18 protein-coding genes are annotated in these 16,599 nt (G+C 56.3%); 14 read left to right on the forward strand and 4 right to left on the reverse strand.

Annotation, left to right across the window (positions count from 1 at the left end):
* Positions 1-251: 251 nt before the first annotated feature.
* Both ABRP88_RS04620 and ABRP88_RS04625 read right to left on the reverse strand, forming a co-directional pair.
* A complete protein-coding gene (locus tag ABRP88_RS04620) occupies positions 252-1,217 on the reverse strand; it encodes a DUF4300 family protein (protein WP_349836378.1) in 966 nt (321 codons plus the stop codon).
* 185 nt (positions 1,218-1,402) lie between these two features.
* Positions 1,403-2,344 carry an NAD(P)/FAD-dependent oxidoreductase gene (locus ABRP88_RS04625; protein ID WP_349836379.1) on the reverse strand — a complete coding sequence of 314 codons (942 nt, stop codon included), beginning with the start codon at positions 2,342-2,344 and terminating at the stop codon, positions 1,403-1,405.
* A 286-nt stretch (positions 2,345-2,630) separates the two neighbouring features.
* Between ABRP88_RS04625 and ABRP88_RS04630 the strand changes: the two genes are divergently transcribed.
* The 3 genes from ABRP88_RS04630 (at position 2,631) to ABRP88_RS04640 (ending at position 3,988) form a co-directional block, all read left to right on the forward strand.
* Complete coding sequence (locus tag ABRP88_RS04630) at positions 2,631-3,008, forward strand: hypothetical protein (RefSeq protein ID WP_349836380.1); 378 nt, start codon at positions 2,631-2,633, stop codon at positions 3,006-3,008.
* 87 nt (positions 3,009-3,095) lie between these two features.
* Positions 3,096-3,719: an Ltp family lipoprotein gene (locus ABRP88_RS04635; protein WP_502879856.1), complete on the forward strand. Its 624-nt coding sequence runs from the start codon at positions 3,096-3,098 to the stop codon at positions 3,717-3,719.
* 119 nt (positions 3,720-3,838) lie between these two features.
* Entirely contained in the window at positions 3,839-3,988 is a 150-nt protein-coding gene (locus ABRP88_RS04640; protein ID WP_349836381.1) for a hypothetical protein, read from the forward strand.
* A 38-nt stretch (positions 3,989-4,026) separates the two neighbouring features.
* On the opposite strand, the gene ABRP88_RS04645 is transcribed toward ABRP88_RS04640, so the two are convergent.
* Positions 4,027-4,743, reverse strand: a complete 717-nt coding sequence (locus ABRP88_RS04645) for a trimeric intracellular cation channel family protein (protein ID WP_284771312.1) — start codon at positions 4,741-4,743, stop codon at positions 4,027-4,029.
* Positions 4,744-4,880: 137 nt separating this feature from the next.
* On the opposite strand from ABRP88_RS04645, the gene ABRP88_RS04650 reads away from it, so the two are divergent.
* The 4 genes from ABRP88_RS04650 (at position 4,881) to ABRP88_RS04665 (ending at position 9,709) form a co-directional block, all read left to right on the forward strand.
* On the forward strand, positions 4,881-6,077 hold the full coding sequence (locus ABRP88_RS04650; RefSeq protein ID WP_349836383.1) for an MFS transporter: 1,197 nt from the start codon (positions 4,881-4,883) through the stop codon (positions 6,075-6,077).
* Between the two features lie 69 nt (positions 6,078-6,146).
* The gene (gene glmU / locus ABRP88_RS04655; RefSeq protein ID WP_349836385.1) at positions 6,147-7,592 is read left to right on the forward strand and encodes a bifunctional UDP-N-acetylglucosamine diphosphorylase/glucosamine-1-phosphate N-acetyltransferase GlmU; all 1,446 of its coding nucleotides are present in this window, start codon (positions 6,147-6,149) and stop codon (positions 7,590-7,592) included.
* A gap of 16 nt (positions 7,593-7,608) precedes the next feature.
* The gene (locus ABRP88_RS04660; protein ID WP_284771310.1) at positions 7,609-8,583 is read left to right on the forward strand and encodes a ribose-phosphate diphosphokinase; all 975 of its coding nucleotides are present in this window, start codon (positions 7,609-7,611) and stop codon (positions 8,581-8,583) included.
* Between the two features lie 460 nt (positions 8,584-9,043).
* Positions 9,044-9,709 (forward strand): 50S ribosomal protein L25/general stress protein Ctc, encoded by a 666-nt coding sequence (locus ABRP88_RS04665; protein ID WP_349836387.1) that lies wholly within the window; start codon positions 9,044-9,046, stop codon positions 9,707-9,709.
* A gap of 72 nt (positions 9,710-9,781) precedes the next feature.
* Here the strand turns inward: ABRP88_RS04665 and ABRP88_RS04670 are convergent, their stop codons facing one another.
* Positions 9,782-9,937 carry an RNA helicase gene (locus tag ABRP88_RS04670; protein ID WP_349836388.1) on the reverse strand — a complete coding sequence of 52 codons (156 nt, stop codon included), beginning with the start codon at positions 9,935-9,937 and terminating at the stop codon, positions 9,782-9,784.
* Between the two features lie 154 nt (positions 9,938-10,091).
* Between ABRP88_RS04670 and pth the strand changes: the two genes are divergently transcribed.
* The 7 genes from pth to ABRP88_RS04705 all read left to right on the forward strand — a co-directional run bounded on the left by pth (position 10,092) and on the right by ABRP88_RS04705 (position 16,595).
* A complete protein-coding gene (pth, locus tag ABRP88_RS04675) occupies positions 10,092-10,625 on the forward strand; it encodes an aminoacyl-tRNA hydrolase (RefSeq protein WP_284771307.1) in 534 nt (177 codons plus the stop codon).
* A gap of 5 nt (positions 10,626-10,630) precedes the next feature.
* A complete protein-coding gene (locus ABRP88_RS04680) occupies positions 10,631-11,470 on the forward strand; it encodes a fumarylacetoacetate hydrolase family protein (protein ID WP_349836391.1) in 840 nt (279 codons plus the stop codon).
* A gap of 100 nt (positions 11,471-11,570) precedes the next feature.
* Positions 11,571-12,446, forward strand: coding sequence for a polyphosphate kinase 2 (gene ppk2, locus ABRP88_RS04685; protein WP_284854091.1), 876 nt, complete (start codon positions 11,571-11,573; stop codon positions 12,444-12,446).
* A gap of 30 nt (positions 12,447-12,476) precedes the next feature.
* Positions 12,477-13,655, forward strand: a complete 1,179-nt coding sequence (locus tag ABRP88_RS04690; protein WP_349836393.1) for a sensor histidine kinase — start codon at positions 12,477-12,479, stop codon at positions 13,653-13,655.
* Positions 13,648-14,307 (forward strand): response regulator transcription factor, encoded by a 660-nt coding sequence (locus ABRP88_RS04695; RefSeq protein WP_349836395.1) that lies wholly within the window; start codon positions 13,648-13,650, stop codon positions 14,305-14,307. The genes ABRP88_RS04690 and ABRP88_RS04695 overlap by 8 nt, the downstream gene beginning before the upstream one ends.
* A gap of 85 nt (positions 14,308-14,392) precedes the next feature.
* A complete protein-coding gene (locus ABRP88_RS04700; protein WP_349836396.1) occupies positions 14,393-15,106 on the forward strand; it encodes an ATP-binding cassette domain-containing protein in 714 nt (237 codons plus the stop codon).
* The gene (locus ABRP88_RS04705) at positions 15,099-16,595 is read left to right on the forward strand and encodes an ABC-2 family transporter permease (protein ID WP_349836398.1); all 1,497 of its coding nucleotides are present in this window, start codon (positions 15,099-15,101) and stop codon (positions 16,593-16,595) included. Before ABRP88_RS04700 ends, ABRP88_RS04705 begins: the two co-directional genes overlap by 8 nt.
* Positions 16,596-16,599 lie beyond the last annotated feature (4 nt).

Genomic DNA, 16,599 nt, shown 5'->3' on the forward strand with positions numbered 1-16,599 from the left:
TCCCCGTGACGATGCAACCGCAACAACACATCCTGTCGTTTAGACCACGCATCGCTTACAAAAAGGAATTGAGCTGCCAGGGTTCCTATATCACCTACTGAGACCTGAACATGCAGCTAATGTTCGGATAGGCGGGAAAGTACTCCCCGCCGCGAATGTTCGAACTATTCCGCCGTGGTTTGGCTATTAAACGTCACGAGCCTCCTGGTGGGAAACAGTTCATTATTGTCACACAGGATTAAACTGCCCTTTCACTTCTTGGCGTAGCGCATTCCTTCTATCACGTCATCATTGTCAAAAATGACGGGTTGGCCATATTCCAAATCGGGGCCGTCATCGTATTTATGCATCAAGTAATCATTAAGCTGCTGCATATCCTTCACAGTCACCGCCTGATAAGGCATGTCGAAGGCAAGCTTCTCCAAGAATAGATAGCCATCCTCATACGGCACGGCAACGCCGGTATGCCCGATGAAAAGCGTGGCCGGTTCAGTCAAAGTATCGTGCGAGAATACCGACACCACCCGAGCATCGGTATCCGCGAACTCGATGCCGCGGTCTTTAAAATAAGCCTTGATATCGGCGATGTGCTGCCCGGGATCTTGCTCCATGGTAGTTTCCACATTCCCATAGAAGGCCTCGAACTTGGCGCGCTCGGTTTCATCAAAGATTTGATCCGGCGCATTATCTAGGGACTGTTGGTCTAGGAACAACAAGGAGTCATCGGGATTGTCCTGGTCATCAACGGAAAAGAGCGAATCCGCCAGGGTGAAGGTATTGATGCGGCAATTGGTACCCACATAATCCGCGTGGTGGTCATTCCACGCCTTTGAAATGGCCTCTACATCGTATTCCGGGTCTTGCGTCCCGTAATCCGCGAAGCCTTCGGCCACCATGCTGTCCGTCGGTACGGCAGTGTTGTATTCGTCTACCAGCTCAAAAAAGCCATCGATGCTTTCTTGTGGCACTCCGGCATCGGCAAGCGCAGTGCGGGCCACCTCTTGCGATTGCTTATCGACGAGATTGCTCATCGTCATCCCCGCTAAAAGCTGCGACGCATCGCTATCTGCGGTCGGAATCTCCGTGTGCTGTGCGCTCGCCGCCTTTGACTGCGCGGCGGCACTGGAGGTCGACGCCGAATGGGAATCATTCGCAGCCTGATTCGTGTCACCACTATCTGGGTTCGAGCAGGCCGCTAATAACAAACACGCTGCCACGGAAGGGACAGTTAGGTAGGAAAAGCGCATCATCACATGCTAGCGAAAAATGCCCCTCATAAGATAGCCCCTCGAAAAATCGGGCAGCAAGGACTCTCAATGCGTCTCGGTACGCCTTCATTAGCTCATTGTGGGGAAGCCACCACTATCCAATCTCCGGTATGAGCAACGAAAGTGTAAATCCATTAGCAGGAAATATCCTCGTCAAACATCTTCTGATCCACCTTAATGGCAACGGCGGCTCCAGCACCCATGGCTTGCGGCATTTGGTCTGGGGAGCTTATGACATTTCCTGCAGCCCAAATGCCTTCCAGCGACGTCATCCCAGAGTCCTCTTTAACCCAACCGTGTTCTACAGCGCATCCGGCTTGTTTAAGTATTGAGTCATTGGGAACAAATTCCGGACCGGTAAAACAAGCTTCATATTCTTTCTTTTCGTGCCCAACGTCAAGTACCACGCCGCCATCAAAGCGTTCAGATTCTCTAACCCCTTGCACCAAATTAGGTTCAATTGTGATTCCTAGCGATTCCATAAGGCGTTTTTCTTCCTGGGAAAGCTCCAGCCCATGTGGATAGAAAGTCACTCGATCCGTCCACTTAGTGAGCAACTTCGCTATGCGGAAAGTAAATGGAGGGTTCTTCCCACCAATAACGGCCAGGTTCTTATTTTTAGCCTCATAACCATGGCAATAAGGGCAGTGAAAGACCCGGTTACCCCACAACTGTTCAAGCCCGGGGATGTCTGGCAATTTGTCAGTGATACCTGTAGCTACGATTACATGACGCGAGTAGACCACCTCGTCGCTTTCCAATTCGGTTGTCCACCTATGCGAGTGGCCCTCAGCAGGCATAAGCGACTTCGCAGTTTCAGGGATAACCTCTCCGCCAAACGATTGAAATTCTTGGCGGCCACTTTCCAGCATTTGAATAGGTGAGGCTGAATCAAATCCCAAAACCCCGTGGGAATGCTCGCTAAACCTATTGCGTGGTTGATGTGAGTCCACTAACGCGACAGACCGATTCGCGCGAGCCAAGGTAATAGCCGCAGAAGTGCCCGCGAATCCGCCACCAATAATTACTACGTCCACTCCCATAGAAATCTTTTCCCTACCCCACTGGTGAGTCATCAATAATCGCAATTTCCTTACCTTATTTTAAGTCAATTTTAAGTCAAGGAAAGTCGAGGCAATCTACAACTTTCGTACACATAGGCGATTTTCCTTGCTCGCTTGCATACTTATGTCCAGACCGGTTGATTTAGTTAAACCATTGCTACTTCACACCACAGCCGTTGCCGGGGTGTGCATCGGCAATAATCACTCGTTATCTCTCTTCCGAAAGACCAAAGCGTTGGACAACTCTCCTCACCCGTCTCCCTCCCGTGAAACTTCGGTGCCACTTCCATCAGCAAACGTGAAAAAGTCGCTTTTAAAGCGGTGGTGGTTCTGGTTATTACTCATTGGGGCCGCCCTAGTCGTGTTTGCAGCCTTTATTTTTTCCATGCTGAAAATAAGCGAAGCCCAAGACACTGAGGCCGCTTTAGATAAATGCCGCGAGGATGTAACCAGCCGTGCCAAGTATCCCGGAGGAGTCAGTTTTCCAGAAGACATTGACATTCAGTCATCAGATTCAATAACTGATTCGCCGCGCAGGTACTACGCCTTTGGCCACGTTGATTTCCCCAATGGATTTGGCACTCCAGTCCGAGAGTTCTATTCCTGCACCATTGTCGTTGATTTGGGCGATATTCAAGACAGTACCGTTCACGTTGCCAAAGATCCGCTGCGCTAACCGTTCTCGACCACTGCTGCGCTCTTGCAGCCAATGTCGGAAAACTTCCCTCTTTCCCTCTCACTCACTTTGAAAGGTATCCACACCATGACCTCCTCATCCCCTTATTCCGATAATTCCCAACCGGCTGGTCAACCAGCTGGGCAGCCGGCTCCTGAGCATCCCCAAAAGAAAAAGGGCGGCTGCCTTAAGTGGGGCGCAATCATCATCGGTGTCCTCATCGTTATCGCCATCATCGCCAGTTTGGGCGGCAGCGATGATGAAACTAGCGGAAGCTCCACGGACCAGACCACCCCGCAAAGCACTGTAGAGGCCGCCCCAGAGGAAGAGGCCCAAGAAATCAATGCGGACGACGATGCTCGCGATGAACAAGACAATCAGCCAGAAGAACGAAGCGAAGACCAGGATGTCCCGCGCGAATTCAAGAACGCTCTGAAGAGTGCCAAGTTCTACTCAGATTCCATGCACATGTCTAAGCAGGGCCTGTATGACCAGCTCAGCAGCGAATATGGCGATAAATTCAGCCCAGAAGCAGCCCAATACGCAATTGATAATTTGGAGGCGGACTACCGGGATAACGCCCTGGAATCGGCCCGCGTCTATGAAGATATGATGAGCATGTCCCCCAATGCCATCTATGACCAGCTCATCAGTGAATACGGCGATAAGTTCACCGAAGAAGAAGCACAGTACGCCATGGATAATCTGTAGTTGTACCCCACAAGGAACTCGCGCAGCTCCGTCGAGGTACCTTGTTCTTGCTCGAGGGCGGCGCTTATAGTCGCTCTCACTAGCATTGCGGCAACGTTACACTCGAAAGGATTCCTGCCATGCCCGCTCCACACTCCACGTCTGCCCCGGAACCTAATGATGACGATTCCCAGGAGTCATTGCCCCTGACCAAGGATCCATTCCTCAGGTGGAGCGTTCTTGTCCTGATTATCCTTACCATCATCGCCATCGTCACCAACCTGCCTTAAAGCTGGCGACGCTGTAGGCCGATGACCAGTCTAAGCCGCTAGCGCTTGCGCCGGCCGCGGCGAAAGCCTTTTAGCTCCGCCTTCTTGGCAATCGCGGCCACCTGTGCCGCGGTGTAGTTCACTGGCGCAACCCCGGCGCGGGGCAAGACCCATCCCCTCCAGTAAGAAATAATGGCCATGCCGCTGCCGACGATTGGGGAAACCACCATGCCCAAGGCGAATTGGTCATAGGATGCAAAGGTCACCATGACGATGCCGGTCACGATAGACGGCACTGCATAGAGGGGGCTGCCGCCGAAAATGGAAGGGATCTGACCGGAGGCGACATCGCGGACCATTCCCCCGCCGACGGCGGTTAAGACACCTAAAAACACGCACGGGATCATAGGCATGCCCGCAGCCAGTGCCTTCACGCAACCGGTGGTAGACCACATACCCAAAATGATGGCATCGCCGTGCTCGCGAAAAATCTCCCACGCCTTTCCCTTCAGCTCCATGAGAAAGGCGGTCAGCGCCCCGGCGCAGGCAAGGCCCAAGTACCAGGGATCTGAAATGGCGGCGGCGGGGCCGTCATCGATAAGCATGTCGCGGATCATACCGCCAGCCAAGCCGGAAAATAAGGCGAGGAAAATAAACCCGACGATGTCGAATTCGCGGCGGCGGGCAATCGTGCCACCGATGATGCCATTCAAGGCCACTCCGATCAGATCGAAGGCCTGGTACATCGTGTTGATGAGGGGATCCACGTCGTGCATAACAACTACTGAACATAGCCGATCGCAGCGGTTTCGCCCTTTCTAGGGGTAGGAAGTGAGTAAAGTTGATAGACGGTCTCTTCTGACCGGATTACAGTGTTATCCCGCTTTGTCTCGGTTATCTCGAAAGTTCTTTCATGTCTAACTCAAATGCCAGGTACTTCATCTGGTCCAATGGCCTACAAAATTTAGGCGACCAGATCGTTGCCTCCAAAACGGTGCTGCCGGCGCTCTTTAATGCGGCAGGCGTCCCCGCCTTCTTCACCGGCCTGCTTACCCCTATCCGGGAATCTGGCTCCATGCTGCCGCAGGCCGCTCTTACCCCCTGGGTGACCACGCACCGCGCCCGCAAGCGCTTGTGGATGATCGGCTCGACCGGCCAAGCTATCTCCGCCGCCGTGATTGCCCTTGCAGCTTTCTTTATACGCGGCGCATGGTTGGGCGTGATCGTACTTCTTGCATTGGCGGCGCTTTCCCTGTTCCGCGCGTTGTGTTCCATCGCTGGCAAAGACGTCCAAGCGCGCACGATTTCCAAGGGCCAGCGCGGTCAAGTCACCGGATCCGCAACGGCCTTGGGCGGCGGGGCCACCCTGCTTGCCGGTGTCATCTTATTCCTCTTGGGGGATCTCACGATCTCTACAATGGGCATCGTTTTATTGGTCGGCGCTTCTACCTGGGCCATTGCCACGTGGGTATTTTCGCACGTGGAAGAACCAGTGCCGGAGGGGGAACAAGAGGGCATCGATAAGAGCTGGTGGTCAGATACGTGGAAGCTTTTCACTGACGATGCCCAATTCCGCAACTTCGTCATCGTACGCGCACTGCTGCTGGTCTCGGCGCTTTCTACCGCTTTTATCGTGCTGCTACACGATGACCTATCTGGTGTCTTCGGCTTCGTGATTGCCTCTGGTTTGGCCTCGCTTATCGGTGGGCGAGTTTCTGGCATATTTTCGGATAAATCCTCCAAAAACACCATGGCGGCTGGTGCTGCCGCCTCCTCCGTTATCATCCTGCTCATCGTGGCTAGTTCCCACTGGGCCCCAGACGCTATGAATGCTTGGGTCATGCCGCTCGGCTTCTTTGCCGTCAATCTCGCGCATACGTCTGTTCGCGTGGCGCGAAAGACCTACGTAGTGGATATGGCCGGTGGGGATAAAAGGACGCAGTACGTGGGTGCGGCTAACACCATGATGGGCATTATTTTGCTCATCGTGGGTGGTATTTCTTCCGTTATCGCTCTCGCGGGGCCAGAGGCAGCGTTGATTTTCTTGGCGCTCGTCGGCTTTGTTGGAGTGTGGCGCGCGGGCAGCCTTAAGGAGGTTTCTCGCACATAGTTTAAATATGGACTATAAGATAAAGCCCGAAGAACTAATCAAACTCAACCCCCAGGAGTTTTGTTGACCGTGGAAGCAACTACCCCAAGTGCCGTCGTCGTCCTTGCGGCGGGCGCCGGCACGCGCATGAAATCCACAAAGCAAAAGACTTTGCACGAAATTGGCGGTCGCCCGCTGCTTGGACACGCGCTGCACGCCGCAGCAGGTATTAACCCGGATCACCTCGTAACCGTCGTGGGCCACCAGCGCGATCAGGTCTCACCCGTCGTAGAAAAAATTGCGAATGAGCTGGACCGCGAGGTTGTGCAGGCCGTGCAGGAAGAACAGCGCGGTACCGGCCATGCCGTGTCCTGCGGTATTTCCCCGATTTCGGATTTCGAAGGCACCATCATCGTCACCAACGGTGACGTGCCGCTTTTGACCCCAGAAACCATCAAGGGGTTGCGCGATACCCACACCGCTCAAGGCAATGCGGTCACGGTGTTATCCATGCGCATTGCAGATCCCACCGGTTATGGCCGCATCATTCGCGACACAGACGGGTCTGTGTCCGCCATCGTGGAGCACAAGGATGCCACCGAAGAACAGCGCCTAGTTAATGAGGTCAACTCCGGCGTTTTCGCTTTCGATGCGGCAGCATTGCGGGATGCCCTGACCAAGCTTGATACCAATAATGCGCAGGGCGAGCTCTACATTACCGATGTCCTCGAAATCGCCCGCACCGCCGGACATGGCGTGGGTGCGCACGTGGCCGCCGATCCGCAGGAACTCGCCGGGGTCAATGACCGCGTGCAGCTGGCCGCCGCCGGCCGCGAGCTCAATCGCCGCATGGTGGAAAAAGCCATGCGCGGCGGCGCCACCATCGTCGATCCGGAAACCACCTGGATTGGTGTCAATGTCACCATCGGCACCGATGTCACCATCCACCCCGGCACCCAGCTGTGGGGTGCAACGAGCATCGCGGATAATGCCGAGGTCGGCCCGGATTCCACGTTGACGAATATGCAGATCGGTACCGGCGCGTCCGTGGTCCGCACGCACGGCAGTGATTCCGTCATCGGCGTCAACGCCAAGATCGGGCCATTTACCTATATTCGCCCGAATACCATCGTGGGCGAAGACGGCAAGCTCGGCGGCTTCGTCGAGGCGAAGAATGCCGAGCTCGGCCGCGGTACCAAGGTGCCGCACCTTACCTATATTGGTGATGCCACCGTGGGCGAGGAATCAAATATTGGCGCGTCCTCCGTTTTCGTCAATTACGACGGTGTGAACAAGCACCACACCACCATTGGCAGCCACGTGCGCACCGGCTCAGATACGATGTTTATCGCTCCAGTCAATGTCGGTGATGGCGCGTACTCCGGTGCGGGTACAGTAATTAAAGACGATGTTCCCGCGGGAGCACTCGTAGTCTCCGGTGGCAAACAGCGCAATATCGAAGGCTGGGTTGAAAAGAAGCGTCCGGGCACCCCAGCGGCAGAAGCCGCAGCCCGTGCACAGGACAACGAAAAGTAAAGGGGCATATTCTCCTATGACTGGCAAAGTAACTGGTAGTAGCAAGAACATGAAGCTCTTTTCTGGGCGCGCACACCCAGAATTGGCAGAGGCAGTGGCAAAGGAACTCAAGACTGATCTGGTTCCTACCACCGCCCGGGACTTCGCCAATGGCGAAATCTTTATCCGCTTCGAAGAGTCCGTGCGCGGCGCTGACTGCTTCGTTATGCAATCGCATTCCCAACCGCTCAATAAGTGGCTGATGGAACAGCTCATCATGATCGATGCACTGAAGCGTGGTTCCGCTAAGCGCATCACTGCGATTTTGCCGTTCTACCCATATGCGCGTCAGGATAAAAAGCACTTGGGCCGCGAGCCCATTTCCGCTCGCCTGGTCGCAGATCTCCTGCAGGCAGCCGGCGCGGACCGCATCGTCTCGGTAGACCTGCACACGGACCAGATTCAAGGCTTCTTCGACGGCCCGGTGGACCACATGCACGCCCAGCCCATCTTGACCGACTACATCAAGTCCAAGTACGCCACCGATAACATCGCCGTAGTCTCCCCCGATGCCGGCCGCGTGAAGGTCGCCGAAAAGTGGGCCCACGACCTGGGCGATGCCCCGCTGGCCTTCGTCCACAAGACCCGTTCCAATACCGAGGCCAATAAGACGGTCTCCAACCGCGTGGTGGGTGAAGTTGAGGGCAAGGATTGCGTGCTTCTCGATGACATGATTGATACCGGTGGCACCATCGCCGGCGCCGTGCGCGTCCTCAAGGAAGCGGGCGCAAAGAAGGTCATCATCGCCTGTACCCACGGCGTCTTCTCTGACCCTGCCCGCGAGCGCCTGTCCGAGTGCGGTGCCGAGGAAGTCATCACCACCGATACCCTTCCGCAGTCCACCGAAGGCTGGTCCAACCTCAAGGTCCTGTCCATCGCCCCACTGCTGGCTCGGACCATCCACGAGATCTTCGAAAACGGTTCCGTGACTACCCTTTTCGACCGCGCATAAGCGTTTAGCCGGTCGCACTACACCTCACACCCCGCCCTTCGCGCTCACCGTGAACGGCGGGGTGCCGGTGTTTTCCATCCCCGTGAGCGCCAAGGGCGTCGCAGGTACACGCAAGCACCACAGCCTGCCGTTCTCCCACCCGCCCTTCGCGCTCACTGCGTAACCCGAGTTACAGACATACGCGCCGCCGGTGAGCGCGAAGGGCGCAATCAGAGGAAAGGGCGCGAAGGAAGATTAACGGGGTGGGTTTTGGTTTCGTCGGCCGAAAGATGCTAATCTAACTCAGTCTCGGCGAGGGCGACTCAAAAATTGGGAAGCCGTTATCGACGCGATTGAAGTTAGAGCATGTTGCTTTTATTGACGCCTGCGATGACTCGTCCAAGACGTTCATCGGCAGGCTTTCGTCGTTTTTATACCTTCGATAGCCTCGCCGCACTACACTGACAAAGGAGATTGCATCATGGCAGAGCGCCCAATTATTAAAGCAGAACCACGTACCGTCTTTGGCAAGGGCTACGCCCGCCGCCTGCGCCGCGACTGGAAGGTTCCCGGCGTAATCTACGGTAGCGACCAGGAGCCCGTACACTTCGCAGTGCCACTGCTGGACATCCAGTCCCTCGTTCGCAACAACGGTGTCAACGCCGTTCTGGAGCTCGAGCTTGAGGGCGAGCAGTACCTGACCATGGTCAAGAACGTTGACCAGAACGTGCTTACCATGGACATCGACCACGTTGACTTGCTGCTGATTAAGCGCGGCGAGAAGGTCGAGGTTGAGGTTCCGATTACCCTGACCGGCGAGTCCGCACCGGGCACCATGCACATCCAGGATGCAGACGTCCTCATGGTTGAGGCTGACGTACTGAGCATTCCGGAAGAGATCGAGCTGTCCATCGAGGGCCTCGAGGACGGCGAGGTCATCACCGCCGCCGACATCACCATGCCGGAAGGCACCACCCTGGTGGCAGACCCAGAGACCGTTATCCTCTCCATCTCCCTGCCTGAGGTTGACGAGGAGCTCGAAGAGGCCGCTGAGGCTGCTGAGGAAGGCGGCGCCGACGCTGGTGCCGACTCCGTCGACGAAGAGGGCGAAGGCGAGTCCTCCGAGTCCGACGACTCCGAGGAGTAATTTCCCACTCCCCCAAACGCATATCGCCGTGAGCAGCAACGCTCACGGCGATATCGCAGTTTTATAGATGGTTTATAAATCTTGTCCGGCAAGTTCACGAATTCTAGGCGTGATTTCGATCTTGCCCTTGCCTTCCTTAGCGCGCTTGATAATGAGCCGCGCAGCAGCAACTTTGCTACTAGGAATCTTTTCGGTTTCGCGATCAACTTCAGGTGATTTTTCGGGCATGGGGCGCACCTCCTTAATCACTACGATACTTCCCCAAGTCCACCGCTGTAAGAGGTATTTTTAGCACCCAAGCAGCAGTGATACTCGGCGGCATATTCTATGGAGCATAGACTTGTATTTCCAATAGAATTTCAATCTATGCGACAATAATGCAGTGACTCCACTACTCGTAGTAGGCCTTGGCAATCCTGGCCCGAAATATTCCGGCACGCGGCACAATATCGGCTTTGACGTTGCCGATGAGCTCGCCGGTGAATTAATGAGCAGCTTTTCGGTGCATAAGAAGACGAATACCGAGGTCGCGGAAGGAATGCTATCCGGACGCAAGGTAATCTGCGCTAAACCGCGGTCCTTTATGAACATGTCTGGCGGGCCGATCAAGGCACTCGCCCAGTACTTCCATCTGGCACCCGCAGATATTGTGGTGATGCACGATGAATTAGAACTCGACTTCGGGACCGTGAAATTGCGCCAAGGCGGTGGCGATCACGGGCACAACGGTCTGCGCTCTACTACGAAGTCGCTCGGTACTAAGGACTATCAGCGCCTTTCTATCGGCATCGGAAGGCCGCCAGGCCGGATGGATCCGGCATCGTTTGTGCTCAAGCCGTGGTCCAAACAAGAAAAGGTGGAGATCCCCATCCTCTGCGCTGACGCAGTAGCAGAAATAAGGAGTGCGCTAGACTAGCTGGCATGAAATTGGCTACTCTTCGCACCGCGTTCGGCACCTCTGCAATCCGCATTGAAGGCGATAATGTGGGAGTGGAGCTGGACTACGAGGACGTAGGCGCGCTGCTGCGCAGCGAAGATTGGCGCAAGGCCGCACAACTATCCGGCGAGCCGATAGTCTTTGAGCAGCATGATTTAGAAGCAGTCGTCCCAACGCCAGGAAAGATCATCTGCGTAGGCCTTAATTACGCCAAGCATATCCGGGAAATGGGCCGCGACTTTCCCGAGCACCCCACGCTATTTATCAAGTTCGCCGATGCTCTGACTGGCCCCTACGATGACGTCTATATCCCCGAGTACGCAACCCAGAAGCTGGACTATGAGGGTGAGCTAGCGGTGGTCATCGGCGAGCGCGCGCACCGCGTAACCCGCGCAGACGCATTAGATTACGCGGCGGGGTATTCCATCATGAATGACTACACCCTGCGCGATTTTCAGCGTCAGACCAGCCAATTCCACGCGGGCAAGTCTTTTTATCGCACCGCAGGCTTTGGGCCTTGGCTGACCACCCCTGATGAATGGGCGCCGGGCAAAAGCGCGCGACTGACCACCACGGTTAATGGCGAGGTGCGCCAGCAGGACAATACCGATGATCTCATCTTTTCCATCGCTGAGCTCATCGAATTTTGCTCACAGCTCTATCCCCTCAACCCCGGTGACGTCATCGTGACCGGCATGCCCGAAGGAGTTGGTTTTGCTCGCGACCCGCAGCGATTCCTCCAAGACGGCGATACGGTCGCCATTGACATCGAAGGCCTCGGTCATATTTCTAATACCACCCACTACGGCGAACCCGGCCTCTAAGCCTGCCGCAATCGCGCCGCACAAGCTGTGGCTGGGTTCTCACTCCAACGAGGGCACACCAGTTTTCTAGATAGGGCCACCAAGCCGTTAAGCTGGAAGAATGAGCACCAAAAGCAGCAAATCCCCTAAGAAGCTGAATAAGAAGGCCTACGAAAAAGAGCTCGAGCGGTTGCAAGCAGAGCTCGTTGATATGCAGCAGTGGGTCGTTGAAACCGGCGCCCGCGTGGTCATCATCATGGAAGGCCGCGACGCCGCCGGCAAGGGTTCTGCCATCAAGCGCATCACGCAGTATCTCAACCCCCGCACCTGCCGGATCGAGGCTCTTCCGGCCCCGAACTCGCGCGAACAGGGCCAGTGGTATTTCCAGCGCTACGTGGAAAAGCTGCCGACCAAGGGCGAAATCGTCATCTTTGACCGCTCCTGGTACAACCGCGCCGGCGTTGAGCGCGTCATGGGCTTTTGCACCGACCAAGAATACGTCCGTTTCTTGCACCAGGCTCCCACCTTTGAGCAGATGCTTGTTGAAGACGGCATTATCCTGCGCAAGTACTGGTTCTCCGTCTCTGATGAAGAGCAGATTAAGCGCTTTGAATCCCGCCGCAATGATCCGCTGCGCCGCTGGAAGCTCTCCCCCATGGATCTCCAATCCATTACCCGCTGGGAAGACTATTCCCGCGCCAAGGATGCCATGTTCATCCACACCGATACCCCGACCGCGCCGTGGTACACCGTGGAGTCTGAGGATAAAAAGCGCTCGCACATCAACGTCATTTCGCACCTGCTCAATACCATCCCTTACGAAAAGATCGAGCGCGAGCTGCCGGAAATCCCACACCGTCCCGATTCCGATGGCAAGACCTACGAGCGCCCAGACCGCGAAGAGTTCCGCTATGTGCCGGATGTAGCCGCCAAGCTAGAGGACTCGTCTAAAAAGAAGGGTAAGAAGAAAAGCAAGAAGAAGGACAAAAAGAAGTAGTCCCCCGAAGGCGTACTACTATGTCCGACTATGAGCACTGACACCGTCGCCAGAACACGCTTGGGGGATAAAATCCTCACCGCGGTGGCAGCGCTCATCGCGGTGTTTTATCTCATTAGTGCATGGGCGAATCCCGGTGCTATCGAACTCATCCAAGCAGCGCTATCGCTTTTATTTTTACCCTTCATCTGGGTCTGGCGTACCAAACCGGTACTCAGCGCAGCTGGCTTTATCGTCCTCCTTGGTGCGTGGGCCGCGGCGTGGATAAGCCAGCTACCAGCAAACCTCGGGGTCACCCCATGGGCATTGACCGCGCCGATGGCCGTCTACGCCACCTCCCGCTACGTGGAACGCCGCTCAATTCCCCGCGCGGTGCTTATCGCCGCGTTTCTGGGTTCCTTTGTATCGCCTGCTATGTGGCGCATTGACCCCGAGTCCTTTTTATTATCTTTCCAGCTAGATCGCCGCTACATCGCCTTGCTGGTGGTGCATTGGGCAGTGCTCGGCAGCGCCTATTTCATCGCCGCACGCTATTTTGATCTGGATAGGCAACGCGAGCGCTTAGCTCAAGAACGGTTCCACCAAGCGCAGGAGGAAGAGCGCTTACTCATTGCGCGGGAATTGCACGATGTCTTGGCCCATTCCCTCACTTTGATCAAGGTTCAGGCTAATGCCGGGATTATCGCCGCGCGCACGGATACCACCGCCGCAGAGTCCACTTTGAAGAGCATTCGCGATGGTGCGGATTCCGCGCTGGAGGAAGTGCGCGGCATCGTCACGGCGCTACGCAGTACGGGGCCCACGGCGTTAGAACCCGCGCAGCAGCTCGAGCATGTACAGAGCATCATCGATGGCTTTCGCACCGCTGGCCTGAAGATTGACGCGGAATTGCCTTCCTCCTACGAGGTTTCCGCGCTGACTCAGCTAGCCCTAGTGCGCATCATTTCTGAAGGGCTGACCAATGCCCTGCGCCATCAAGGCCCCGGCACGCATGTGCGGCTAAAACTTACGCTTTCCGATGCCGCACGAGTCACCCTCACCTCCACCGCTACGTCGCCTACGCCCAGTGAGGTATCCGGCAGCGGTGTGGGTTTGGTGGGAGTTAAGGAACGCGCCCAAGCGTTAGGCGGACACTTAACCAGCAATGGTGATGCCCAGAAATTTACACTGGATGCGGAACTTCCATTACACAAGGACAACCATGCCTAAGATTCGCGTCATGCTTGCAGACGATCAAGCGATGCTCGTCGCTGCCTTATCGACCATCTTGAACGCGCAGGAAGATATTGAGGTGGTGGCTACCGCAGCCTCCGGAGGCGACGCCGTCTCCTTGGCACTTCGATTCCGCATTGATGTGGCCATTTTGGATATACGCATGCCTGGCATGGATGGAATTGCCGCGGCCCAAGCCATTCTTTCCCGCACCCCTAACTGCCGGATTATCATGCTCACCACATTCAATGAAGAAGATCTGGTATCCCAATCTATTGCCGCCGGTGCGCATGGATTCTTGCTAAAAGACGCCGACCCAGAGGTTCTGGTACACGCCGTACGCGACGTCGCCAAGGGCGAGTCTGTCCTCGCCGCCCAGGTAACGGGCCCTGTTTTAGAGGGCTACCGCAAGGCGCTAACGCACAGCCAGCTCAGTCCGCACGAGCGCCAAGGACTGAGCCTAGTTACTCGGCGTGAGATGGAGGTGCTCGCGCTCATCGCGCGCGGTGCTACAAATAGCGAGATTGCCGGCCACATGTCTATCGCAGATACCACGGTAAAAACGCATGTCTCCGCGCTGATGTCCAAGCTAGCTGCACGCGACCGCGTGGCTTTGGTGCTGCTGGCGCACAAAGCTGGCATTGCCTAGTCTCCTACTGTGGTAGGACTACCCCGGCGCGAAGACCGTCTCGAGGGCTGAAGATTAAGGCAGTAACGCGGCTCATACTTTTCGTATGAGCTATGAGGTTTCTTTCGAACACATCACAAAGTCTTTCGGCTCCCAGGCAGTACTGCGGGATATAAGTTTTCGTGTTTCACCTGGCCGCGTACACGCTGTGCTCGGGAGAAATGGCGCCGGCAAGTCCACCTTGTTTTCCATTTTCCTCGGTCTGCTACCCGCCGATTCGGGAACGGTGCGCGTGGCTGGCAAGCCATGGTCACGGGAAGTTCTCGACCATGTTGGCGCCTCAGTCAACGGACCAGCCTTCTACGGGCACCTATCCGCGACGGATAACCTCCGCGTGCATACCCGCCTTCTCGGATTGCCCGACTCTGAGATCGACCGTGTCTTGCACATTGCTGGTCTAGCCGGGGCTGGTGCAAAGAAGGCAAAGTCTTTTTCCACCGGAATGAAAGCCCGCTTGGCCTTAGCCCAGGCCCTACTCGGTGATCCAGAAATCTTATTGCTTGATGAACCGCAAAATGGACTCGATCCACAGGGCATCGCGGAGCTGCGCCAGCTCCTCCAGCAGCTCGCCGCCGCTGGGCACACAGTCGTGGTCAGCTCCCATCAACTCGGTGAGGTCCTTCACCTAGCCCATGACATCACTATCCTGTCCCAAGGCACCATCCGGTATTCCGGCTCCCTGCAAGAACTCGCCCCCAGCGGTGAATTGGAAGCCGAATTCTTCCGCCTGACTTCTGCAGATGGTGAGACCGATGAGTAACCAGTATCGACGGTATCTCTCAGCAGAACTACTGCGCAGCCGCGGCAGCGCCCTGCAGTGGCTACCATTACTCGCCCTGCCCCTAGTGATAATGACGGTATTCTTTTCTGCGTTCACCTCCTCCGCTGAGGACGCTACCGGGTTTCTTGGCTGGCAGTCCATGTTTATCACCGGCATGTACGCTCCACTCATAGCGCTTTTTGCTGGCATTCCTGAGCGCCGCGAGGCACTCAGCCGTAGCGGCGGCACCCTATGGCGCCGGCTTCATCCTCGCTACGAGCATGCCTCCCGGTTCCTCATCGTCTTGGCAAGCCTCGCAGTATTTCACCTACTTAATTTCGGTCTGTCCTGGGCGGCGGTTGCAATACAAGCACGGACAGACCACCAGCTGCTCATCATCGCTGGGGCTTATTCTTTGATCGGGGCTATTGGCATCGCGGGGCTTGCGACCGCAGGCGCCCGCAGGCTGGGCCTTGCCGTCACGCTTATCCTCGCGGTTATCTGGCAGGTCATTAGTGTGCTTCCTCGCGTTGTCGAGGGGCCGCTATGGTGGGCCTTTCCGCCCGCCTGGCCGCTACGGTTACTATTGCCTGCGCTGCGCATCCACCAGAATTCGGTTCCGCTCGAACCTGGCGATCCACTCCTGCAGGAAAGCCCGCTTCCGGCATTGGCGTTGTGCCTCATCCTCGCTGTAGCAGGCTCTTTGACCGCGACCATGACGCCTCGCCGAATACGGCCGCTCTCCCGACCCCGGCGCGTGACGGCGCCCACGGTCAGTACCGCCGCCACTCCGGCTCAGGGATGGCAGCCTGCCACTGTCTCTCGTGCCGCTGCCCGCTCGCGCCGTGCCGATGCGCTCCGGGGTTTTCACCGGGCCATAATGACACCAGCGGTCATTACGTGCTTGGTATCAAGCGCCTTAGCTCTGATCTTTATTGCCTTTATCTACCCACCACGTTATGTACAGGGATTCTTCGTATTTCTGCTTCTCCCCGTGGGTGCCGGTGTCCTTCCTGTACTGGTCTGGCCGGGGTTCTCGGGCGCGTGGCCAATTGTTTATACAGAATCTCGCCACTGTTCTACTGCCCTTCTCCTGTGGTTACTGGGCATCATCACAGCGGTGTGCACGTGTGCTTCAGTCGCGATTATCTTCGCCGGTGAAGCCACCCTAGCTGTGCTCACCCAACTGCCGCTGGCCATCGGCGTCGGGTACGTGCTTTCGGTGGTATCGCTCATCGTAGTGATCCGCTTTGGTATTTGGAACTCACTTGCTCTGACCATCATTGGCACCATTGTCTCGGTGACGGTAGGCGGCGATGTCCTCGCGAAGACTGTACTTTGGCTCATTGCCTTCCCCGCCTGGCCGATGAATGCGGATTCTCCTGGCCGCTACGCCTGTGCTGCGATAATGACGCTGCTTTTCGCCGCCATTACTTCGTGGGCCGCCAGGCGATTGCTGCGCACACGGGCACTTCGCCCTACCGATTAAATAA

The sequence above is a fragment of the Corynebacterium sp. KPL2734 genome (genome assembly GCF_040225595.1).
GTDB classification, from domain to species: Bacteria; Actinomycetota; Actinomycetes; order Mycobacteriales; family Mycobacteriaceae; genus Corynebacterium; species Corynebacterium rhinophilum.